The 21,545-nt window shown below is 59.7% G+C and carries 19 protein-coding genes; 14 read left to right on the top strand and 5 right to left on the bottom strand.

Annotated elements, in window-relative coordinates:
* Positions 1–90: 90 nt before the first annotated feature.
* Positions 91–1,641 carry an FMN-binding glutamate synthase family protein gene (locus IEV00_RS08125; protein ID WP_188359870.1) on the bottom strand — a complete coding sequence of 517 codons (1,551 nt, stop codon included), beginning with the start codon at positions 1,639–1,641 and terminating at the stop codon, positions 91–93.
* A gap of 135 nt (positions 1,642–1,776) precedes the next feature.
* On the opposite strand from IEV00_RS08125, the gene IEV00_RS08130 reads away from it, so the two are divergent.
* From IEV00_RS08130 to IEV00_RS08160, 7 genes are all read left to right on the top strand, one after another.
* A complete protein-coding gene (locus IEV00_RS08130) occupies positions 1,777–2,625 on the top strand; it encodes an HAD family hydrolase (protein WP_188359871.1) in 849 nt (282 codons plus the stop codon).
* Positions 2,626–2,827: 202 nt separating this feature from the next.
* Positions 2,828–3,469 carry an ABC transporter permease gene (locus IEV00_RS08135; protein WP_188359872.1) on the top strand — a complete coding sequence of 214 codons (642 nt, stop codon included), beginning with the start codon at positions 2,828–2,830 and terminating at the stop codon, positions 3,467–3,469.
* Positions 3,462–4,853, top strand: a complete 1,392-nt coding sequence (locus tag IEV00_RS08140; RefSeq protein ID WP_308936404.1) for a betaine/proline/choline family ABC transporter ATP-binding protein — start codon at positions 3,462–3,464, stop codon at positions 4,851–4,853. The genes IEV00_RS08135 and IEV00_RS08140 overlap by 8 nt, the downstream gene beginning before the upstream one ends.
* Positions 4,850–5,614 carry an ABC transporter permease gene (locus IEV00_RS08145; protein WP_188359873.1) on the top strand — a complete coding sequence of 255 codons (765 nt, stop codon included), beginning with the start codon at positions 4,850–4,852 and terminating at the stop codon, positions 5,612–5,614. The genes IEV00_RS08140 and IEV00_RS08145 overlap by 4 nt, the downstream gene beginning before the upstream one ends.
* A 2-nt stretch (positions 5,615–5,616) precedes the next feature.
* Entirely contained in the window at positions 5,617–6,597 is a 981-nt protein-coding gene (locus tag IEV00_RS08150; RefSeq protein WP_188359874.1) for a glycine betaine ABC transporter substrate-binding protein, read from the top strand.
* Positions 6,598–6,606: 9 nt separating this feature from the next.
* On the top strand, positions 6,607–6,975 hold the full coding sequence (locus IEV00_RS08155) for a thiol-disulfide oxidoreductase DCC family protein (RefSeq protein ID WP_188359875.1): 369 nt from the start codon (positions 6,607–6,609) through the stop codon (positions 6,973–6,975).
* 54 nt (positions 6,976–7,029) lie between these two features.
* The gene (locus IEV00_RS08160) at positions 7,030–7,950 is read left to right on the top strand and encodes an AEC family transporter (RefSeq protein WP_188359876.1); all 921 of its coding nucleotides are present in this window, start codon (positions 7,030–7,032) and stop codon (positions 7,948–7,950) included.
* A gap of 20 nt (positions 7,951–7,970) precedes the next feature.
* Here the strand turns inward: IEV00_RS08160 and IEV00_RS08165 are convergent, their stop codons facing one another.
* From IEV00_RS08165 to IEV00_RS08175, 3 genes are all read right to left on the bottom strand, one after another.
* On the bottom strand, positions 7,971–8,582 hold the full coding sequence (locus IEV00_RS08165) for a recombinase RecJ (protein WP_188359877.1): 612 nt from the start codon (positions 8,580–8,582) through the stop codon (positions 7,971–7,973).
* Positions 8,583–8,617: 35 nt separating this feature from the next.
* Entirely contained in the window at positions 8,618–9,277 is a 660-nt protein-coding gene (locus IEV00_RS08170) for a hypothetical protein (RefSeq protein ID WP_188359878.1), read from the bottom strand.
* Positions 9,278–9,355: 78 nt separating this feature from the next.
* Positions 9,356–12,073, bottom strand: a complete 2,718-nt coding sequence (locus IEV00_RS08175) for a DEAD/DEAH box helicase (RefSeq protein WP_188359879.1) — start codon at positions 12,071–12,073, stop codon at positions 9,356–9,358.
* Between the two features lie 296 nt (positions 12,074–12,369).
* On the opposite strand from IEV00_RS08175, the gene IEV00_RS08180 reads away from it, so the two are divergent.
* On the top strand, positions 12,370–13,506 hold the full coding sequence (locus IEV00_RS08180) for a CAP domain-containing protein (protein ID WP_188359880.1): 1,137 nt from the start codon (positions 12,370–12,372) through the stop codon (positions 13,504–13,506).
* 5 nt (positions 13,507–13,511) lie between these two features.
* On the opposite strand, the gene dacB is transcribed toward IEV00_RS08180, so the two are convergent.
* Positions 13,512–14,885: a D-alanyl-D-alanine carboxypeptidase/D-alanyl-D-alanine endopeptidase gene (gene dacB, locus IEV00_RS08185; protein WP_188359881.1), complete on the bottom strand. Its 1,374-nt coding sequence runs from the start codon at positions 14,883–14,885 to the stop codon at positions 13,512–13,514.
* A 102-nt stretch (positions 14,886–14,987) separates the two neighbouring features.
* On the opposite strand from dacB, the gene IEV00_RS08190 reads away from it, so the two are divergent.
* The 6 genes from IEV00_RS08190 to folE all read left to right on the top strand — a co-directional run bounded on the left by IEV00_RS08190 (position 14,988) and on the right by folE (position 21,545).
* On the top strand, positions 14,988–15,506 hold the full coding sequence (locus IEV00_RS08190; protein WP_188359882.1) for an inorganic diphosphatase: 519 nt from the start codon (positions 14,988–14,990) through the stop codon (positions 15,504–15,506).
* A gap of 193 nt (positions 15,507–15,699) precedes the next feature.
* On the top strand, positions 15,700–16,839 hold the full coding sequence (locus IEV00_RS08195; RefSeq protein ID WP_188359883.1) for an Rv3626c family coenzyme F420 biosynthesis-associated protein: 1,140 nt from the start codon (positions 15,700–15,702) through the stop codon (positions 16,837–16,839).
* Entirely contained in the window at positions 16,823–17,977 is a 1,155-nt protein-coding gene (gene tilS, locus IEV00_RS08200) for a tRNA lysidine(34) synthetase TilS (RefSeq protein WP_188359884.1), read from the top strand. Before IEV00_RS08195 ends, tilS begins: the two co-directional genes overlap by 17 nt.
* 43 nt (positions 17,978–18,020) lie before the next feature.
* Positions 18,021–18,572 carry a hypoxanthine phosphoribosyltransferase gene (gene hpt / locus IEV00_RS08205; RefSeq protein WP_188359885.1) on the top strand — a complete coding sequence of 184 codons (552 nt, stop codon included), beginning with the start codon at positions 18,021–18,023 and terminating at the stop codon, positions 18,570–18,572.
* A 240-nt stretch (positions 18,573–18,812) separates the two neighbouring features.
* Entirely contained in the window at positions 18,813–20,975 is a 2,163-nt protein-coding gene (gene ftsH, locus IEV00_RS08210; protein ID WP_188359886.1) for an ATP-dependent zinc metalloprotease FtsH, read from the top strand.
* Complete coding sequence (gene folE, locus IEV00_RS08215; protein WP_188359887.1) at positions 20,976–21,545, top strand: GTP cyclohydrolase I FolE; 570 nt, start codon at positions 20,976–20,978, stop codon at positions 21,543–21,545.

The raw sequence follows: 21,545 nt of genomic DNA on the forward strand, positions 1-21,545 counted from the left end.
TCGGACTTGGGTGAGTGGCCGTGATGACGCCGAATGGCCGCGTTAGTCACGGCCGTTCGGCGCTATTGCGGCCACTCGATGGAAGAACACCTAGGCACGCTGGTGCTTGCGGTGCTCGGGGGTGAAGGAATGGGCGTTTGCTCGATCCCAGCGCTCCTGCCACTCTTCGGGAACATTGCCGGTGAGGAAAGCTCCCGGTTCAAACCAGTCGTAGAGGCGGGCATAGGAGAGGGCGTGGGTGGAGTCGGTGCGGTGGAAAACGTGCTCGGGGCCGAGATCCTTGAAAGAGCTCAGGCCCATTGAGGCGAGAATTCGCTTGGCAGAGTTCATCACGCCAAAATGATAGTTGCGCACGCGGGTGCCCTTATCGCCGGGGTCAATACCGCGCTGAAGCCACTTGCTCTGGGTGGCAACGCCCGAGGGGCACTCGTTGGTGTGGCACTTCTGGGCCTGAACGCAGCCGGTGGCCATCATCATGCCGCGGGCGGAATTGGTGAAGTCAGCGCCTAAGGCAATGCGGCGAATGACGTCGGCGCCGCCGGTAATCTTGCCGGCTGCACCGATAGAGACCTTATCGCGTAAACCGGCGCCCACCAGGGCATTCTGTACAATAATGAGCCCGTTGGTTAGCGGAACCCCCACCGAATCCTCGAACTCGATCGGGGCGGCACCGGTGCCGCCCTCAGCGCCGTCCACGGTAATCCAGTCGGGGCAAATACCGGTCTCAATCATCGCCTTGCACAGCGCCAGCACCTCAATCTCTGACCCCACGCAGAACTTAATACCGATGGGTTTTCCGCCGGAGAGCCTGCGCAGCTGCCCGATAAACTCCATCAGCTCGCAGGGGGTGGAAAAGGCAGAGTGGGCGGCGGGGGAGATGCAGTCCTGGCCCATGGGCACGTGGCGGATTTCGGAGATTTCCCGGGTGATTTTATCTGCCGGCAGCAGGCCGCCCAGGCCGGGCTTTGCCCCCTGGGACAGCTTGATCATAATGCCCTTGACCTGCGGTAAGGCGGCATTCTTAGCAAAGAGCTCGGGGTTGAAGTTACCCTCTTCATCGCGGCAACCGAAGTAGCCGGAACCGAACTCCCAGATGAGGTCGGCGCCGTATTCCAGGTGGTAGGGGGAGATACCTCCCTCACCGGTTTCATGGGCAAACCCACCCATGGCAGCACCCTTGTTCATGGCGCGCACCGCGTTGGCGGAGAGGGCGCCGAAGCTCATGGAAGAGATATTGAAGAGGGAAATGTCGTAGGGCTGGGTGCAGTCTGGCCCGCCCAAACGCTGCCGGGGCTCGGCCTCCATTACGGGAACGGGTGCCATGGTGTGGCGTACCACGTCGTAGCCGATTTCAGACAAATTCTGCTCGGTGCCGAAGGCCTTTTCCCCGCTCTTACCCTTGGCATATTCATAAATCATGCCGCGGGTATCGCGGCTGAAAGGGCGGCCATCGCGGTTGGACTCAAAGAAGTACTGGCGAATCTCCGGGCGAATAAATTCAAAACCGTAACGAGCCCGGCCCAGCACGGGAAAGTTGCGAAGAATAGCGTGCTTTTTCTGCAGAGCATCGTGGGCTGCCAGGCCGGCAAGGGAGGCACCGGCGGCGGCGCCGACGGTTTTTAGAATGTCAGAAGACTTCACTCATACTCCTAAAAGTCGTGATTACCTTAAATCTACCTGCTCTACCTTAAGCCCTAAAAAATATTCACTCTTTCTTTGCTTGAAGGAAAGGTAGAGTCTTTTTCAGACGATAAGACTGAAAGCGTGATTGCAGTAATGGAACATTTAAGAGTGCATCCGCCGGTTTCGGGTAACTGGCTCAAAGAAGAAGGTGCACGGTATTTAGTAGCTTTGGATATCGATGGCACCCTGGTGCACCACGATGGCACCATGACCGAGCGCGTAAAAACCGCCGTTGCCGAGGTGGTGGCTGCCGGACACGTTGTGGTGGTTTCCACCGGGCGTTCGCGGCAGGCCGCCCTACCGGTGGCGCGGCAGCTGGGGATTGAAAGAGGCTTTTTGGTGACCTCCAACGGAGCGGTGACCCTGGAGCTTTCCCCCGAGTATGAGCGCGGCTACCGGGTGCGCGATTGCGTGAGCTTCAACCCGCAGCGGGCGGTGTCGATTTTGCAGGAGAAGATTCCTTACGCGCAGATGGCGCTGGAGTCGCCCACCGGCGAGATTTTTGCTACCGATGATTTTCAGGACGGTTCTTTTGGCGCCGCCTCCACCCCTGTCTCCAAGGAGCAGCTGCGCGAGATGGGCAAGGCAACCCGCGTGGTGGTTTTTGCCGAGGACGTTTCGGTGGAGGACTTCAAGCGCGCTATTTATGCCGCCGGTCTGCACGGGGTCAACTACGCGGTGGGCTGGACTGCCTGGTTAGACTTGGCCGCCCACGGTGTTTCCAAGGCATCTGCCCTGGAACAGCTACGGCGTCATCTGCACATTGACCCAGCGCACACCATCGCGGTGGGCGATGGCCACAACGATATTGAGATGCTGCACTGGGCAGCGCGCGGGGTGGCTATGGGCGAGGCCCCCGATGAGGTAATCGATACCGCCGATGAGGTAACGCTCAGTGTCTATGAGGACGGCGTGGCGGAGGTTTTGGATTCGTTGCTCTAGGCTCACCCTCCCTCCCGCGAGGGGTCACATATCGTTCAAAAAAGAGCTGTTTTAGGCCAATTCTTGAACGATATGTGACCCCTCGGGGCTTTAAAAGGGTGCGGATGACCAATAACGTCATAGACAGTCTCACTCCTTGGAAAAAATAAGCACCCTGATAAGGTGGGTTAATGATTGATACACCGCAGGGCGGAGGAGTTCCATGGGATCTTATCTATCTGATCGGTGGGAACAGATACTCTCAGCAAGCTGGCAACATTTTTCCCTGGTTGCCCAGTGTCTGATTCTTGCCACCGTTATAGCTATCGCCATAGCTGCCTTTTGTTATCAGAACAAAACGCTCTCTGGCATTGCTAATTCTGTTTCAGCGGTGGGCCTCACCATTCCATCCTTTGCCCTCATCGGTTTGATGATCGCTCCCCTTGGTTTTGGCGTTGCCCCGGCTGTTACCGTGGTGACCTTCTACTGTCTGCTCCCCATTTTGCGCAATGCTCTGGTGGGTTTGAGCGGGGTTGACCGCAGTCTGGTAGAGGCTGCCCGCGGTATTGGCATGTCTCGGGTTGCCACCTTTTTCAGGGTGGAACTGCCCCTGGCCTGGCCGGTGATTCTAGCCGGTATGCGGGTTTCTGCCCAGATGACTATGGGCGTTGCCGCCGTGAGCGCCTACGTACTGGGCCCCGGCTTGGGTAGCTTTATTTTCTCTGGCCTGTCCCGTTTGGGAGGGGCCAATTCTTTTGAATCCGTGGTCACCGGCGTGGTTGCGGTGGTTGTTATTGCTCTTATTCTTGATGGCCTGCTTGTTCTGCTGGGTCGTTTGACTACTTCACGAGGTATCCGTGTCTAATTCATCGAAAATTACCGGCGCTACTATTCTGCTGGAAAATGTCACTAAGTCTTACGGTAGTAAAAAGCCAGCGGTCAACCAGCTGACTCTTGAGATTCCCGCGGGCCAGACCGTGATGTTCGTTGGCCCCTCTGGCTGTGGTAAAACCACCACTCTCAAGATGATTAACCGGCTGATTGAGCCTACTTCGGGCCGCATCGTTATCAACGGTGAAGACGTCACCAAGATGAACGGCGACGATCTGCGGCGTCGTATTGGTTACGTGATTCAAGCCGGCGGTCTGCTGCCACACCTGACGGTGGGCGCTAACGTGGGCCTGGTTCCCAAGATGCTCAAGTGGGATAAGGAGAGAATCAGGCAGCGCACCGATGAGCTGCTTGACCTGGTTTCTCTTGACCCCGAGATCTACCGCGACCGTTACCCCAAGCAGCTCTCGGGCGGCCAGCAGCAGAGAGTCGGCGTGGCTCGTGCCCTGGCGGCTGACCCGCCGGTTTTGCTGATGGATGAGCCCTTCGGCGCGGTGGATCCGATTACCCGCCAGCGCCTGCAGGAAGAGCTGATTCACGTTCAGGCGGAGCTGCATAAGACCATCGTTTTCGTAACCCACGATTTCGATGAGGCAGTGAAGCTGGGCGACTGGATCGTGATCTTCAACGAGGGCGGAAAGATTGAGCAGTACGGTACCCCAGAGCAGATTCTTGCCCACCCCGCTAACGAGTTCGTGGAAGACTTTATCGGCTCCGGCGCGGGTCTGAAGCAGCTGGGCCTGGCTCGCGTTCGCGACGTGCGCATGCGCCAGCTGCCCACGGTGGATTTGGGTGAGGACGCCGCCGCGGCGGCTAACCGCCTCACGGAAGCGCACGCGATCCGCGGCGTCGTCCTTGATCAGCACGACCGCCCGGTGGGCTGGATTTCCCGCAGGCATCTGGAGAAGATGTCCACGGTAGTTCTTCCCGATGAAAAGGGTGTGCCCACAGTGGGTGAATCCTCGACCCTCGACGACGCCCTGGATACCATGCTGGTGGCCGGCTCATCGGAGGCGGCGGTGACCGGCGCTCGCGGCCGCTACCGGGGCGTGATTACCGTGAACACGGTGATTCGCGCTATTGAGGGTCTCTCGCACGAGGCAGTGGAGGAGGTCTCGGTTCCGGTGGGCCACAACACCGGCGCTATTCCCGTGGCAACCACCGCTGAGAACGGGGTGATTACCTATGAGATGGCTGAAGACGATCAGCAGAAGGAAGACGAGTGGCTGACCTCGGCTAACCGGGAGTGGTCTGAGACCGACCGCCAGAAGTGGGAAAACTACAGTAGCCTTGACCCCGCTGAGGACGTGGTGGGGGAAGACCCTAACCTCAAGGGCTCGGGGAGTGAGCGTGCATGAGCGCAACAACAAGCGAGAAAACTGCGGATCTCACAGCCGGCAGTAGCTGGAAGGCCCTGGTTATTCAGCCCATTGCGCTGGCGGTGATTCTGGGGCTGATGGTGTGGTGGTTGTTTGCCGCTGACCTCACCGAGACCGAGCGGATTACCCTGGATCCTGGCTACCTGTGGGGTCTGACCCTTCAGCATCTGAAGCTCACGGCGGTTTCTGCCCTCTTCGTGCTGATTACGGCGATTCCGCTGGGAATTTTGCTGACCCGCAGGCCTTTCCGCGGCGTATCCGGGCTGTTTATGGCTCTGGCTAACATCGGCCAGGCTGCCCCCATTGTGGGTCTGATTGTGCTGTTTGCTTTCTGGATGGGCTTTGGCACCCCCGCAGCGATGGTCACCCTGGTGGCCTACGCTTTTCTGCCGGTTCTCAAGAACACTATGGTGGGCTTGGACGCTGTGGACGCGCGGCTCATCGAGGCCGCACGGGGCATGGGCATGAGCGCCCTGACCGTGCTGTGGAAGGTTGAGCTTCCCCTGGCTGTGCCGGTGATGCTTGCCGGTATTCGCACCGCCCTGGTTCTGCTGGTGGGTTCAGCTACCCTGGCGACCTTTATTGACGGCGGTGGCTTGGGTCTGCTGATTACCACCGGGGTGAATTTGGCTCTGGACCGGGTGCTGATTTTTGGTTCTTTGCTGGTGGCTGTTTTTGCCTTGATTATTGACTGGATTGCTCGCGTGGTCGAGTACCTTGCAACTCCGAAGGGGCTTTAGACATGAAGACTTCAAGAATGCGTAGCCTTGCTGCTATTGCGGCGATTTCGGTCTTGGGCCTCACCGGGTGCGGGTTAAAGCCCTCTACCTCTGAGGTACCTGCGGCCGAGGCTGGCAGTATTCAGCCGGTGCCCGGCGCCGAAGGGCAGAGCCTGACCATCGGTTCTAAGAACTTTACCGAGCAGTTGATTCTGGGCAAGATTGCTGTGCTCACCGCCCAGGCAGCGGGTTTTGACGTGGTGGATATGACCAACATTCCCGGTTCCCAGCCTGCCCGCGAAGTGCTGGTCAATGGTGAGGTTGATATGGAGTGGGAGTACACCGGTACCGCCTGGCTCTCTTACATGGGCAAGGGCACCACCATTGCCGATAGCGCTGAAATGTATAAGGCGGTGCATGATGCTGACCTGGAGAACGGCCTAACCTGGGGCGAGCCCAGCCCGCTGAATAACACCTACGCTATGGCGGTGCGGTCTGACTATGCGCAGGAGAAGGGCATCAGCAAGCTCTCCGACATGGCGAAGGTTCCGGTTGAAGAGCGCACCATGTGCTTGGAGACCGAGTTCAATTCCCGCCCCGATGGCTTCAACGGAATGCTTGAGGCATACGGGCTAGAGCGCGGTGCCGCAGACGGCGTGCCGGAGTCTAATATCTCGATTATGGATACCGGTACGGTCTATACCGCTACAGACCAGGGCACCTGCAATTTCGGTGAGGTTTTCACTACCGACGGCCGTATTAACTCCCTGGATTTGACCGTGCTCGAAGACGACCGCCAGTATTTTCCCGCCTATAACGCTTCAGCGGTAATGGGAACCGACGTGGTTGAGCAGTACCCCGAGCTGGCCGATGAGTTCAATAAGGTGGGCCAGGCGCTCAATAACGATGTTATGCGCGAGCTGAACCTGAAGGTGGATGTTGAGGGCCAGGAACCCGCTAACGTTGCCTATGACTGGATGAAGCAGGAAGGCTTTATCCAGTAGGCTCACAACATGATTCTTTTCTTTGACCCCGACTGCGGTCTCTGCGCTCGCGCTGCTACTTTTCTGGGGCGTTTAGATTTGGGTGTGGAGATTGCTCCGGGTTGGAACGAGGAGCTTCTGGTTCACGGGGTTGATTTTGGGCGTTTTGCCCGGGCGATTCCGCTGGTGCTGGAGGGCGGGCAGGTCTGCTACGGTGCGGTGGCGATTGCGCTGGCTTTGAAAACGAGTGGACGCCGCTGGGTAAGGTGTGCCGGTGCCCTGATGCTGGCGCCGGGGTTGAGGCCGGTGGCGGAGAAGGTCTATAGGGCTGTGGCAGAAAACCGCTGGCGGCTACCCGGTTCAACCTGTACGGTTTCGCCGAGTCATGGTGGGAAATAAGAGGGTAGAGGGCGCTAGCTTTCAGTAGAATTTCCCTTGAATTTGGGAGGTTTCATGCTGGGCGTTCTTGAGGGTTTTTCGATTATTGGCATTGTGGTGGCAGTGGGCTACCTGGTGGCAAGACTTGAGATTCTTGAGAAGAACGCCGGGCTGGTGCTCAACCGTTTTGCTTTCTTCATCGCCCTGCCGGCGCTGATGTTTGTGACCCTCTCGCAGGCTGATCTTTCGGTGATTTTTAGTGGCCGCCTACCGGTGGCTGCGGTGAGTTTTGTGGTGGTGGCGGCCCTCTACGGGCTGGTTTTTGGGGTGCTGGCGAAGAAAGGGGCAGGCCGCACCATTATGGGTGCTACGGGGGCGGGTATGCTCAATGCCAACAATATGGGCCTGCCGGTCTCGATCTATATTTTTGGAGACCCTGCCCAGGTGGCTCCCATTCTGCTTTTTCAGTTGATTTTTCTTACCCCGCCTCTGCTGGCTTCTATGGATATTATTGCCCACGGTAGGTTCCGGCCCAGGGATGTTCTGACCCAGCCCGTTCGTAACCCCCTGGTGATTGGTTCGGCACTGGGCATTGCGGTTAATGCTCTGGGCTGGGGCGTGCCCGAGGTGATTTTTGAGCCCCTGGATATTATTGGCGGTGCGGGTATTCCGCTGATTCTAATTTCTTTCGGTATGTCTCTGCGGGGTAATAGGCCGCTGACGGTCAAAGACCAGCGGGCTGAAACCCTGACCGCGGTTTTTCTTAAGGTGGCGGTAATGCCCCTGGTTGCCTATCTTTCGGGAAAGTACCTCTTTGCCCTGCCCCAAGACGACCTGGTGGCAGCCACTATTCTGGGTGGTCTGCCCACCGCTCAGAACCTCTTTAACTATGCGGCGCGCTACCAGCAGTCAGTGGTTTTGTGCCGAGATATTGTTTTGCTTTCAACGGTGGCGGCTGTTCCTGCCATGCTACTGATTTCTTGGTTGCTGCACTGATACCGCGAGGTCAGGGAGTGCTAAGGCTGATCTAGTCTAATCATGAGTTCCACCAGTGCGGGCAGGGCTGCTTCCTGTTCCTGGTAGAGGGCCCGCACCAGGGTTTTGCTGACCGCCTGGGCCGAGATTCCCAGGGCTGCCGCGATTGCTTTTTGCTGGCCGCGCACCCCGGGCACAGCCAGGTCGATGACCCGATTTTCCGCCGTCGTGCGGTTGGCCGCTACGCGGTAGAGCAGCCGCGCCAGGCCGGTGGCCTGCTCAGAGAAGGTACGGTCTGCTGAAAGAATGACGACGCCGCGGGCCGGCGAGCCGGTTTGTGCCTGTTCGACTGCCAGGCGGGTGAAGTCGAGAGAGTCGCCGGTGCAGTCGGTGGTGGCTACTGCGCCTAAGGCTGAGGCAAAGCGGGGCGCTTTGAGCTCACCGATTCCGATTCCTACCCAGAAGGCGTTATTTTGGGCGGCCAGAAGCATGGCTCGGGCGGCGGATTCGGCGGTGTCAAAGGCGCCCTGGAGTTCATCGGGGTAGGTTTGGGTGAAGCCGATGCTGGGTTCGACTGCTTCAAGCCTGCCTAGCAGGGCTTCTGGGGTGAGCGTTGCCTGGGCGTTGCGGCGGATTAGGGTGAGAAGGTACATGGTTCCAGTATGGCGGAATTTTAGGGGGAGTGAGCCTATTCCCAGAACAAAGACTCCACATCAACGCCCACCAAAAACAGCTCCTCCTCAAGGGCGTGGCGGCAGGAGAGAGGCAGGGCAAGGCAGGAATAACGGGCAGAATCATCAAGATAGCCGGTTGCCTGATCAAAGCCCGAGCGAATTCGCCCCAGCTCCCGGCAGAGGTTCATTACCTCATCCAAATCATCGGCAGACCCCAGCACCCAAAAAGAATCAGGGTCGGTCAGCTGAAAGAGGCCCACCGGCTGGCCTGCTCCCTCACGGCTAGCCACTCGCGCCCAGCCGCCCATGCTGCCGGGCCCATCGGGAGGCAAAATCGGGTCAAACTCCCAGGCGCGCGCATTGGCCAGCCACTGCGGAGTCTCCGGCATAAAAAGGGGTGCATTGCCCACCGGCCACTGGGCCGTGGCAAAGACTCCCCGCTCAACCGCCGTCCAAAAATCTTCCCGGTCTAGGTCGCACCCCACGGAATTGAGCAGATTATAATCATCGGGAGCCGCAAAGCCAGCAAACCCCTCAACCCCGGCCACCTCTAAGTCTGGATTATCCTGGGCAGCATCTACCAGGTAGGCCTGATCCCAAAAAGTCGGCCGCGTGGCCTGCTTTGCCTTGAGAAGCAGCTCGTTAATCTCATACAGAAACCGCGGCTCACCCATGGCCACTGTTTGCCCCTGAAAATGAAACAGATAGGGCGTGCGCGCCATATGCGTAGGATGCAAGACCATAAAACCTCCCTAATTTCCACCATACTCGCCAGCCCCAGCACCGTGCGCCCCGCCCAAGGGCCGTGCCGAAGAATTCAGCTCTAAAAACCTGCCCAGCTGGTTCAGCCCCTGCACCGTGGTGGGCAAATACCTGGTCAGCTGCGTTGACTCAATAAGCACCGCGCACCACTGGCCGCGGGAAATCGCTACGTTCAGCCGGTTGGCAGAGAGCAGGAACTCCGCCCCTCGCGCCGATTCCCCCGCAGAGGATGCCGCCATAGACACTAGAACCACCGGAGCCTCCTGCCCCTGGAACTTATCTACCGTACCCACCCGCACCTCGCTCAAACCGGCTGCCGCCAGCTTCTCGGCAATCAGATCAACCTGCGCATTATAGGCGGCAACCACCAGCACGTCAGCGCCGGTCAGCGGGCGCGGGGCAGTTGAGCCGAGCTGCGGCGTCCAGAGGGCTCCCTCAAATTCGCGCACCCAGCGCACCACCTCATCAGCCTCCTGCACCGAGGCGGTGGTGTTGCCCGAGTGCTCCACCTGGGCCAGAAAAACCCCCGGCTCCCAGCCCTCCAGCAGGCGCTGCGAACCAGCCTGCGCCGAACCTAACTTTCCCTCGTAGGAGAGGGCAGAAACTGGGGCGCACAGGGCCGGATGCATTCGCCAGGAAACATCCAAGAAATAGCCCAGCTCAGCCGGTAGAGTCTCGTTCTCGGCGCAGAGCCAGCCCAGCGCAGAGGTATCCACCGGATAATCGTGTTCGCCCTGGGTAACCTGAGGTAGCTGCTGCGGGTCGCCGAGTAGCAGCAGGTTCCGGGCCGACCGCGCCACCGCCAGCGTATTCGCCAGAGAATACTGGCCCGCCTCATCAATCACCAGCAAATCTAGGGACTGCTCGGGAAACTTCTTTTCCGAGGCGAAATCCCAGGCGGTACCGCCAAACAAGAGCCCCTCGGGTGCCACCAGTGCCTCGGAGAGCTCTGCTTCAGAAATTTCACCCCAGGGAGCATCCTCCATCTTGGTTTTTCCCGCGAACTTAGCTACCCGCTCAGCCCGCACGGTGCCCTTCTTAATGCAGCCCGCCAGCACGTTCTCCACCACCGCGTGCGACTGCGCCACCACGCCAATCTTCCAGCCCCTATCAATCAGCCTGCCAATCACGTGGGCACCCAGGTGGGTCTTGCCCGAGCCCGGAGGCCCCTGCACCGCCACATAGGAATCATCCAGGGCAGAAACCGCCTGAAAAATTGCCTCGATGGTGGCATTGCTACCGTGGGCGGCTTCATCGCGGGCGGGTAGGTCTGCCCCACCTTTAAGACGAGGACGACGCCGCCGCAGGATGTCGACTCCGGCGGTCAGCGGGAGCTCGGGCAGGGCTGCGCCTACCTGCTCGGCAAGCTGTTTCAAGGCTGACTCCTGGGCCTTGGTAGTTATGGGTTGGCCCTCGGTCAGGGCCAGGGGCAGCTGGGTGAACTCGGTGCCACCGCGCGGTAGGCTCTCGCGGATTTTCAGAAAGGTGGAACCGTTGGGGCCCGGCTCAATCTCTTCGACGCTTGCCTTGAAGGCACCGAAGCGTACCGAATCAAACTCGTGGTGTTCCCCGGCTCGCGCTACCTGCTTGGCAAAGTCGGCGGCAACGTGTGGTGGAAAGGGAGCCCGGTACATGAGAAAGAGACCCGAGTCGCCGGGCTTGAAAGACGAGCCCTCGCCCAGCCTGGCCCGCACCCCCAGCAGGCGGCTGGGCTGGGCTCTGGGGCGCTCGGGGTCTTTAGCCCAGTCTTTTTCGACTGCCACTCGGTCAAAGATAGCCACGTTGCGGGCCTGCTCCCAGCTTTCAATATCGTTGGCAAGGCGCTGAAAATGGTCGGTCCAAAACTGGCTGCGCTCCCGGCGGTGGTAGCCGGTAGCAGATGCCACCATGGCGATAGCCAGCTCATCGGGGCTAAGTTGATCGGCACCGGCTAAGCCCGCCACATAATCTTCCAGAGCAATTTCTGCTGCATCTGCTTCTTCATCTTTGCCAGCGGCTTCTAGAAGCGCCTGGGCTGTGGAGTCACCCTCAACCGACCATAGCTCAGACTCAAAACCAAAGTAATCGAGCAGGGCGGCGTCGTCCGGATAAACCTCTTCTACCTGCTCGGGACTCAGCCAACCCAGCTGCACCGCCGCTGCGTTCTTGAAAGCCTGCACCCGCGCGGGCAGGGAGCCGTAGCGGGGCTCAAGGGCAGCCAGCTGCTCAATCGTATGGATTCCAAAATCGCGCACAATCTCGTTGCGGGTTTTCATGCTGAGACCGGGAACCAAGAGCATGTCCCGGTGCTTCTTGACCTGCCGACGGCACTCGGGGCAGACGCCACATTTGCCCACCTCAGGAGTAAACCAGTCAAGAAACTTGCCGCCGGCCACATAGGTAGCTACCAATTCTTCCAGGTCGGTTTTGCGGGCGGCGGCCACCGGCAGAATATGAGAGATGTCGTGAAATTCCTCCGTGATATTTTCGCCCTCTGGACCGTCGTCGCGGAAGAAAATGCTAACCTCACCTGCCGGTTTACCGTCAGCCTCCTTTTCTTGCAGGGCCGAAAGAGCCGCGGAAAGTAGTGCTTCGAGCCTGCTAGGGGCCGGGTGAGACGAGCTGGGAAGATCACCTCTTAAAGCTCGTGTGAGTAGTGAAAACTCACAGCGGGCAGCTGCTACTAGGTGGGCGGCAGTCACCTCAAAGTCAGGTGCTGAAACAGCCATAAGAATCCCTTTCCGGTGAAGCTAGGAAAACATGTTTTTACCCTAGCAAGGGGGACTGACAAAATAAGCCCAAAAATTTAAAACATCGAAAAAATTTTCGAGATAAGACGCCTGATTACTTATAAATCGAACTTAAATAAACAAACACTTTCGAAAATCATACAACTTTTTAAAAAAATTAAGATTAAGGTTTGATAAAGCATTGCTCCCAAAGGTCACGATTCTATAAAGTTCCCCTTGGCTACCAGTCACAATCACTGCGCACCCCACGACTACAACCTTGGAGAAACAGCCCCATGCTAGAGACCCAGCTCAGCCGCCGCACCGCAGGCAAACTAGCTTTTGCTGCCCTCGGCGCCGCCAGCCTCAGCCTCGCAACCGCTAACCCTGCCCACGCGGCGTCCTCCCACATTCGTACCGTGAGCGATTCCTACCGCAAAGCAGACGCGCAGAAACTGCTGGACGCCATCAACGCCTACCGGGCCGCCAACGGCCGCGGCCCTGTGAAGCACTCCGCCCGCATCGCCTCGGTCATGGACGGCGAGGCTCGCCGCCAGTTCATCGCGGGCGCCTTCTCCCACAGCAACACTTTTTTGACCACCCCCGTGGCAGCGGGCTACTCCTTCGCCCGCGAAGTGATTGCGCTGAGCTACAACGACGACATCAACCAGCTCATGGCCTTCTGGAAGAGCTCGCCCGCCCACCGCGATGCAATCCTAGCCCCCGAAGCCAACACCGTGGGCATTGGCCTGTGCTACGGTACCGGCTCCGGCCTACCCTGGCGCGTGCTCGGCAACGTGGGTATCTACCGGTTCAACGGCGCAGGCCCCGGCGATATTCAGACCCGCGTAGACGGCGGCGGACTCTCGGTGCAGAGCAGTGCGGCAAGCGGAACAACCCTCAACCACCCCGTCGTCGGCGGAATCTCCTCCCGCTTCTACGCAGACGGCGGCCTAGACCACTACGGCCAGCCCAACGGCCCTGAATACGGCGGTCTGGTGGGCGGCGGCTACTGGCAGAGCTTTAGCAAGGGCAGTGACCGCCACACCATTCTCTGGAGCCCCAGCACCGGTGCCAACGCGGTGAAAGAAACCGGCGCTATCGGAAGCCACTGGCGCTCAATCGGCGTAGAAAACACCGTGGGCTACCCGATTATGAACGAGCGGAGCGGACTCATTAACGGGGGCTGGTGGCAGCAGTTCCAGACTGTTGAGGGCCACCGCCGCACCATCATTTGGAGCCCGAACACCGGTGCCCACATGGTCAAGGAAGGCACTCCCTTCGCCCGAGCCTGGCGGGACTCTGGCGCCGAATACGGCTTCGGCTACCCCACCACCGACGAATACTGGGTAGGCCTGGAAATCCGCCAGAACTTCTCCAACGGTGTAACTCTCGCCTGGAACTCCGTAACCGGAGCCCTGCGCCAGTTCTAAAGTTGCTATAACTCAGTCACCGCCGCCACCGACTCATCCAGAGCGTCCCTGGCGGCGGTGGCGCTTTCTACGTCGTTGGTAATAAAGGAATAGATAAGGGTGTGGCCGCTCTCCGTGGTGGTGTAGCCGGTCAAAGAAATCACCGAGTTCAGTGTGCCGGTCTTGGCGCGCGCCCAGCCCCGGGCGGCAGCCTCATCGGAGCCATCGAAGCGATCTTCCAGGGTGCCCGAACCACCTGCCACGGGTAGACCCGCCAGAGAAGCACTTGCCGGCCCCTCGCCGTCCACCATCTTCTGCATAATCTGCACCAGGGTCTGGTTGGTCACCCGGTTATCCAGCGAGAGACCGCTGAGATCGCTGATGGTTAGCTGGTCGGTAGAAATACCCCGGCTGGTCAGGGTGTCTAAGACCAGCTGCCGGGCAGACTCAAAGGAGCCGTCGCCGCCAGAAGCCACCGAGGCATTGCGGGCCAGCGTTTCGGCCAGCATGTTATCTGACTCCTGCATCATCAGCGCAGACTGCTCGGCAACCGTTGCTGATTCCACCGAGCCAACCGTCTCTGCGGCCTCGGCGGCCTGCGTCTCAGAGCCCAGCTCAAAGGTCAGCCCCTGCCCCTTACCCAGCTCGTTGAGGTCATCGACAAGATACTGCTGCACCTGCTGGTCTGCGTTCTCGGGCCGCTGCTCGGTAGACTTGCCGTTCTCGCCGGGGGAGTGGTGGGAGTAAAAAGCCAGCGGAGAAATGCGGCTGACGAAGCCAGCGTCAATGTCTTCCTGAGCCCAGGCGGGGTTAAGATCCGGCCCAGAAAACCGCGAGCTGTCAAGGTCGAGGGTGTAGGTACCGGGCTCGAGCGAGTCCACCACCTGCTGGGCCAGGGTGCGCAACCCCGCATGGCCCACCACCTGATTTTCTTTCGACTCACCGGTGCCTAGCAGGGTATCGCCCCCCGCCACCAGGGTGAGGTTCTGCCCGCTTTGCTTCACCTCGGTGCGGTAACGCGCCGACGGGTCTTCTACCTGAAAGAGAGTAAAGTCGGTGAGCAGTTTAAAGTTGGACGCCGGCACGCGCGGCTGATCTGCCCCCTCAGCGTAGAGGGTCTGCCCGCTCTCGGCATCAACCACCATGCCGGTGATAGTGCCCCCGGTGAAATCCTCCGAAATCTTTGCCAGTCGAGACTCTAGCGCGGCGGTATCAACCTCGCCCTTTTCCTCCACCGTAGCCGGCGCCTGAGCCGCCGGGGCAGAATAAGCCGAATCCGCGCCGTCCCGCATATTCTGAGCCGAAAAAAACTGCGGAAGCGCCCACGCCCCGCTACCCAGGCAGGCCACCACCAGCACGGTAGGAACAACCCACCGCTTGCCAGACTTCACAGAAGACACAGACCCTCCCCCATCAAGGCGCAACAATTACCCAATGGGATAGACTGTACACCGAATAAAAGGTGCTTGAAACGCAAGCGCCCGCTCAAACCAAGGAGAATCATGGATCTCGACGTCACTATCGAAATCAACCGCGGCTCCCGCGTGAAGTACGAAATCGACCACGAAACCGGCCGCGTACGCCTGGACCGCGTGCTGTTCACCTCCATGCAGTACCCCACCGCCTACGGCTACTTTGAAGACACCCTGGGCGAAGACGGCGATCCGCTGGACGCCATGGTGATCGTTGACTTTGAGCTGGCCCCCGGCGTGATCGTAGAGGCCCGCCCCATCGCGGTTTTCAACATGACCGACGAGGCTGGCGGCGACGCCAAGGTGCTCTGCGCCCTCTCTGACAAGCGCTACAACAACTACCAGGAACTCGAAGACGTTCCCGAGCACCTCAAGGCAGAAATCCAGCACTTCTTCGAGCGCTACAAGGATCTCGAGCCCAACAAGTGGGTTAAGGGTGAGGGCTGGGCAGGCCGCGAAGCCGCCGAGAAGATGGTTCTTGAGGCCCAGGAGCGCTTCAAGCAGTCCCACTACGAGTCAGCTGCAGAGGCTGAGGCTGACGAGAACTAGCCTGTTCGGTTTCTAGCCTGTTCGGTCTGGTTGATTCGGACCCGTTCGGTCACTGGAACAGAAAAGCGGTTTTCGGTTGCGAATTTGCAGCCGGAAACCGCTTTTCTGCACCATTGACTTTAGCCTCGGGTCGAGGACGTCGCCCGCCCGCCACCCTGCCCCCGGCGCCTGATGCCCGCTAGACTGGGAGACGATGACTTCTTCAAACCAAACCCCCCAAGCCAACATCATCGACTGGGCGGCTGCCGGAAAAATTGCCGCCGCTCTGGCTCCCGCCGGCCCCAAGCTCAGCAAAAGCTCCCGGCTGAACCAGAAAAAGATGAACGCTGCCGTGGAGTCCATGCGCTATGCCGCCCTGGAATCGGTGGACTACGTCTATGAAATTACAGGCCTAGAAGTCGCCAAGAACCTGCGTGATTCCGAGGTTCTCATTGTTGACCGAGCAACCTGGGCCAAGGCCAACACCCAGTCCTTTGGCGTGATGCTAGACCCGGTGGGGGAGTCGGTGATGGGCAAGAAGTTTGCCGAGCTCACCGAGGCCCAGAAGACAGTTACCCGCTATGCGGGAGCGGCTGAACTCGGCGGCGTCCTTGCCTTTATGGCAACCCGGGTGCTGGGCCAGTACGAGCCCTACGCGGCGCTCGCCGGGCACGGGGCAGCGGGTGGTCGCCTGATGATTGTTGCCCCCAACCTGCTCAGCGTGGAGCGGGAGCTCAACCTCGACCCGCAGGATTTCCGTCTCTGGGTGTGCCTGCACGAGCAGACCCACCGCGTGCAGTTTGCCGCCGCCCCCTGGCTGCGGGACTACATGCTCGATTTGATGCAGCAGATGGCAACCAGCCTGGGCGCTACCACCGATAACCTCTGGAGCCGGGTGCTAGACTCCGCCGTTTCTGTCAAGGACTCCCTGCAGAAGGGTAGGGCGGGCAGGGAAAAGGGCTCCCTGCTGCTCAACGCCGAGGCCAAGGAAACCATGAGCCGCATTACCGCGGTGATGAGCCTGCTGGAGGGCCACGCCAATGTGGTGATGGACGCCGTGGACTCTTCGATTGTGCCCACCGTCAAGACCATTCGCCAGCGCTTCAACCGGCGTAGTGAGTCGCAGAAGTTCCTCACCAAGCTGGCCTTTAAGCTGTTGGGTATGGAACGGAAGATGCGCCAGTACAAAGACGGCCAGAAGTTCGTTCAGTTTATTGTTGACGCCGAGGGAATGGAGCGTTTCAACCGCATTTGGGAGTCTCCTGAAACCCTGCCCACCGAGGCCGAAATCCACAACCCGCAGGCCTGGATTGACCGCGTATTGAAGGACGGCGCTCATGCAGACCGGGCGTAAGGGGCGACTTTCGCCGGCGGTGGGGCGCGCGCGTTTTGAGACCGCGCGGGTGCTCAATGAGTTTTTGGGGCCGGGAAGCGTGGCGGCATCGGGCAAGCCTTCTCAAAATAGGGAGCCCCTAGATGCCAAGCCGCTCTTTCTGGTGGGTTGCTCCGGTGGCCCCGACTCGCTGGCGCTGGCGTCGGTGGCGGCGCACTTTGTACGACGGCAGGACGCGCGGGTGGGCGCGGTAATCGTGGACCACCAGCTCCAGCCCGGGTCGGCACAGGTGGCTGAAACCGCCGCTGATCGGTGTCGAGCCCTGGGACTTGACCCGGTTGTGGTGAAAACCGTGATCGTGGATTCTGCTGCCGGGGGCCCCGAGATGGCGGCGCGAACAGCCCGCTACGGTGCCTTTGCTGAGGCGGTGGCAGAGACGGGGGCAAGCGGCGTCCTACTAGCGCACACCCTCGACGACCAGGCAGAGACAGTTTTGCTGGGGCTGGCTCGAGGGTCGGGTACCCGGTCGCTGGCGGGCATGGCTGAGGTGCGGCGGCAGGGGGAGCTGACCCTGATTCGCCCCCTGCTGAACCTGCGCCGGGCAGATATTGAAGAGATCTGTGAGGCAGAAGAGCTGGAGCCCTGGTACGACCCAACCAATGCTGACGAGTCGCTGATGCGGGCGCGGGTGCGGCATACTATTTTGCCCTTCCTCGAAGAGCAGCTGGGCGGGGACGTAGCTACATCGCTGGCAAGAACAGCGCAGATTTTGGGCCCGGACTCGGACTACCTAGACCGGCAGGCGCGCCAGCTGGTGGAGGATGAAACTTTTGTAATTTCAGCGAATCTGGCCCTGCCCGCCGAGGTCGAGGGGGAGCAGATTCTGGTGCTAGACCGGGCTGAAATTGCGGCCCTGCCGGAAGCCCTGCGCCGCCGCGTGCTCTCCCTGCTGGTGCAGAGGGTCGGCGGGCACGCGGCGTCCTTCGAAAGACTCGCAGCGCTAGACGCTTTCGTGCGGGAGCTGGCGGTGGCGGGGCCGGTGCAGATGTCGGGGCATGTGAGTGCCTGGAAGATGAGGCCGGCGGGCCCCCTGAGAAAAAGGGGCGTGCTGGTGCTGGGAGCAACCCAGAGTTCGAAAAATATGCTCTTGAAGCGATAGACTAGACCTCAACGCGCAAAACAACGTCAAAGGAAAATTAATCGTGGACGCAAATGATGTAAAAGACGACATCAAGCACGTGCTCTTCTCTAAGGAAGAAATCGACGCCAAGATCACTGAGCTTGCGAACCGTATCGATGAGGATTACAAGGGTAAAGACGTTCTGCTGGTGGGCGTGCTCAAGGGCGCAATCATGGTCATGGCTGACCTCTCTCGCGCGCTGAAGAGCCACTACACGATGGACTGGATGGCAGTGTCATCCTACGGTTCCGGCACCAAGTCTTCTGGCGTTGTGCGCATTCTCAAGGATCTCGATACCGATTTGACCGGCCGCGATGTGCTGATTGTTGAAGACATCATTGACTCTGGCCTGACCCTGCAGTGGTTGCAGGGCAACCTGAAGTCTCGAGGTGCTGCTTCGGTTGAGATCTGCACCCTGCTGCGCAAGCCCAAGTCGGTCAAGACCGATGTTGAGGTCAAGTACGTGGGCTGGGATATTGAGCCCGAGTTTGTGGTGGGCTATGGCCTGGACTTTGCAGAGCGTTACCGTAACCTTGATTGCATTGCTACCCTGGCTCCGCACGTTTACTCCTAAAGATGTGTGTGAGTAACGGCCTCGTTGCCCTTCAGAAGAGGGGCGGCGGGGCATTTTCTTACCTCAATTGTTTAGCCATGAGGTGAACCTTGACTGACTCTCTGCAAGCTTTCAGCCAAAGCGGGTAGATTAGAGTGCAGTTTTTATGATTGCCAGTGCTGGCTTTTACCCTTTTAAGGCGGGTGAAGCGGGTGCCGGTGATTTTGCTTGGCAACAGCCGGTACTTTGGAGGACTTTTCATTGGCGCAGAACACCAATCAAAACCCTGATAATCAGAAGAAGGGTTTCTGGGGCAAGCTCATTTCGGGCCCCTGGTTCATTGCCCTGGTTGTCTTGATTGTTATTGGGTCTATCTCTATGGGCGGGCTTTTTAGCAGCTCTAACCAGGTAGATACCAATGTTGGCGTGCAGCTTCTTGAAGATAAGAAGGTAACCAGCGCGAAGATTTATGACGGCGACCAGAAGGTTGAGCTGGAGCTCAAGGATAATTACACCAATTCTGAGGGCCGTGACCTGGGTAAGAACCTGACCTTCTACTACGTTGAGCCCCGCGCTAATGACGTAGTGCAGGCGATGGATAATGCCGATTTGGAGAGCTACACTGACCAGCCGGTGGAGAACAACTGGTTCCTCTCCATGCTGAGCTTTATTGCGCCCCTGCTGATTATGGTGCTGATTTTCTGGTTCTTGATGACCCGCATGGGCGGTGGCGGCTCCCAGATTATGAACTTCTCTAAGTCCAAGGCGAAGAAGTTCAATAAGGATAACCCCACCGTTCGGTTTGCCGATGTTGCCGGTGTTGATGAGGCCCTTGCCGAGCTTGAGGAAGTTCGTGAGTTCCTGGCGGAGCCCGAGAAGTTCACCCGTCTGGGCGCCAAGATTCCTAAGGGTGTGCTGCTTTACGGCCCTCCCGGCACCGGTAAGACCCTGCTGGCTAAGGCTGTGGCTGGCGAGGCGGGCGTGCCCTTCTACTCCATCTCCGGTTCTGACTTTGTGGAGATGTTCGTGGGTGTGGGTGCCTCCCGTGTGCGTGACCTCTTCAAGGAGGCCAAGTCCAACAAGTCCGCCATTATCTTTGTGGACGAGATTGACGCCGTCGGTCGCCAGCGCGGCGTCGGTATGGGCGGCGGCAATGACGAGCGCGAACAGACTCTGAACCAGCTGCTGGTTGAGATGGACGGCTTCGATGGCACCTCCAACATCATCGTGATCGCCGCGACCAACCGCCCCGACGTCCTTGATCCCGCCCTGCTGCGCCCCGGCCGCTTCGACCGCCAGGTGGGTGTTGACGCCCCCGATCTGAAGGGGCGCCAGCGCATTCTTGAGGTGCACGCAGCGGGCAAGCCCATTGACCGCCGCGTTGATTTGGCATCCGTGGCTAAGCGCACCCCCGGCTTTACCGGCGCAGACCTCGCCAACGTAATGAACGAGTCTGCCCTGCTCACCGCCCGCGACGGCGCGAACGTGATTGACGAGCGCGCCATTGACGAGGCGATCGACCGCGTGATGGCCGGCCCGCAGCGCTCGTCCCGCATTATGAGCGAGCACGAGCGTAAGGTAACCGCCTACCACGAGGGCGGCCACGCGCTGGTGGCGGCGGCGCTGCGCAACTCGGCGCCCGTCACCAAGATTACGATTCTGCCCCGCGGCCGCGCCCTGGGCTACACCATGGTGATGCCCCAGGACGACAAGTACTCCACCACCCGCCACGAGCTGCTTGACCAGATGGCCTACGCTATGGGTGGTCGTGCTGCCGAGGAGCTGATTTTCCACGATCCCTCCACCGGCGCCTCCAACGATATTCAGAAGGCAACCGATACCGCCCGCAAGATGGTGACCGAGTACGGTATGTCTGCCAAGGTGGGCTCGGTGCGCCTTGCCTCCAAGGAATCTGACCCCTTCTTGGGCGGTGGCGCAGGTGCGGGCAATAACTACTCCGACGAGATGGCCTTTACCGTTGACCAGGAAGTAGCCCAGCTTCTTGAGACCGCCCACGACGAGGCCTACGAGATTCTGCGCGATAACCGCGATGTGCTCGATGCCCTGGCCCTTGCCCTGCTGGAGAAGGAGACCCTGCTGGAGAAGGAACTGGCAGAGATTTTCTCCAAGGTGCGCAAGCGCGAGGAGCGCGCCTACTGGTACTCCAAGAACAACCGCCTGCCCTCTGACCTGCCGCCGGTCAAGGCCCCCTCGGAGCTTGAAGCCGAGAAGGAGCGCGCCGGTTCGGCTCCCGCAGGTAGCGAGAATGCAGGGGGTCAGGACGACGCCGGTTCGGCTCCCGGGGAAAACCACGGGGACGACGAGACCGAGGTAATCGTTCAGCAGCCGGTGATCGACCCCGACACCACCCCGAACGATCCTCCGGCAACGGACATCAACAATCCCTGGGACGGCGGGCGCTAAATGACAGTAGACCAGCCCCGCATTGAGGCTGCGGTACGCGAGATTCTGATTGCGATTGGGGAAGACCCTGATCGGGACGGTCTGGTAGACACTCCCGCACGGGTTGCCCGCGCCTATGAGGAAATGTTCGCCGGTTTGCACTCCGATGCTTCCGAGCACCTGTCTAAGACCTTTGACATCAACCACTCCGAGCTGGTGCTGGTCAAAGACATTCCTTTCTACTCCACCTGCGAGCACCACCTGGTGCCCTTCTTCGGGGTGGCGCATATCGGCTACATTCCCGGGGAATCCGGCAAGGTCACCGGCCTCTCAAAGCTGGCGCGCGTGGTAGATGTTTTTGCCAAGCGCCCCCAGGTGCAGGAGCGCATGACCACCCAGATTGTCGAGGCCCTGGAAGAGAACCTGGAACCTGCCGGTGCCATTGTGGTGGTTGAGGGCGAGCACATGTGCATGAGCATGCGCGGGGTGAAGAAGCCCGGCACCAAGACCGTGACCTCAGCGGTGAGGGGCCAGCTTCGCAGCGAGGCGACCCGGGCTGAGGCGATGAGCCTGATTCTGCATAAGGGGTAA

Origin of the sequence: Rothia aerolata (assembly GCF_014635585.1) — a bacterium.
GTDB classification, from domain to species: Bacteria; Actinomycetota; Actinomycetes; order Actinomycetales; family Micrococcaceae; genus Rothia; species Rothia aerolata.

Coding starts and splice junctions, on each gene's coding strand:
- IEV00_RS08130 (WP_188359871.1), top strand. CDS start 1,777: ATGGAACATTTAAGAGTGCATCCGCCGGTTTCGGGTAACTGGCTCAAA.
- IEV00_RS08190 (WP_188359882.1), top strand. CDS start 14,988: ATGGATCTCGACGTCACTATCGAAATCAACCGCGGCTCCCGCGTGAAG.
- IEV00_RS08165 (WP_188359877.1), bottom strand. CDS start 8,582: ATGTACCTTCTCACCCTAATCCGCCGCAACGCCCAGGCAACGCTCACC.
- IEV00_RS08175 (WP_188359879.1), bottom strand. CDS start 12,073: ATGGCTGTTTCAGCACCTGACTTTGAGGTGACTGCCGCCCACCTAGTA.
- folE (WP_188359887.1), top strand. CDS start 20,976: ATGACAGTAGACCAGCCCCGCATTGAGGCTGCGGTACGCGAGATTCTG.
- IEV00_RS08170 (WP_188359878.1), bottom strand. CDS start 9,277: ATGGGTGAGCCGCGGTTTCTGTATGAGATTAACGAGCTGCTTCTCAAG.
- IEV00_RS08180 (WP_188359880.1), top strand. CDS start 12,370: ATGCTAGAGACCCAGCTCAGCCGCCGCACCGCAGGCAAACTAGCTTTT.
- IEV00_RS08135 (WP_188359872.1), top strand. CDS start 2,828: ATGGGATCTTATCTATCTGATCGGTGGGAACAGATACTCTCAGCAAGC.
- IEV00_RS08195 (WP_188359883.1), top strand. CDS start 15,700: ATGACTTCTTCAAACCAAACCCCCCAAGCCAACATCATCGACTGGGCG.
- IEV00_RS08155 (WP_188359875.1), top strand. CDS start 6,607: ATGATTCTTTTCTTTGACCCCGACTGCGGTCTCTGCGCTCGCGCTGCT.
- IEV00_RS08145 (WP_188359873.1), top strand. CDS start 4,850: ATGAGCGCAACAACAAGCGAGAAAACTGCGGATCTCACAGCCGGCAGT.
- IEV00_RS08150 (WP_188359874.1), top strand. CDS start 5,617: ATGAAGACTTCAAGAATGCGTAGCCTTGCTGCTATTGCGGCGATTTCG.
- IEV00_RS08160 (WP_188359876.1), top strand. CDS start 7,030: ATGCTGGGCGTTCTTGAGGGTTTTTCGATTATTGGCATTGTGGTGGCA.
- tilS (WP_188359884.1), top strand. CDS start 16,823: ATGCAGACCGGGCGTAAGGGGCGACTTTCGCCGGCGGTGGGGCGCGCG.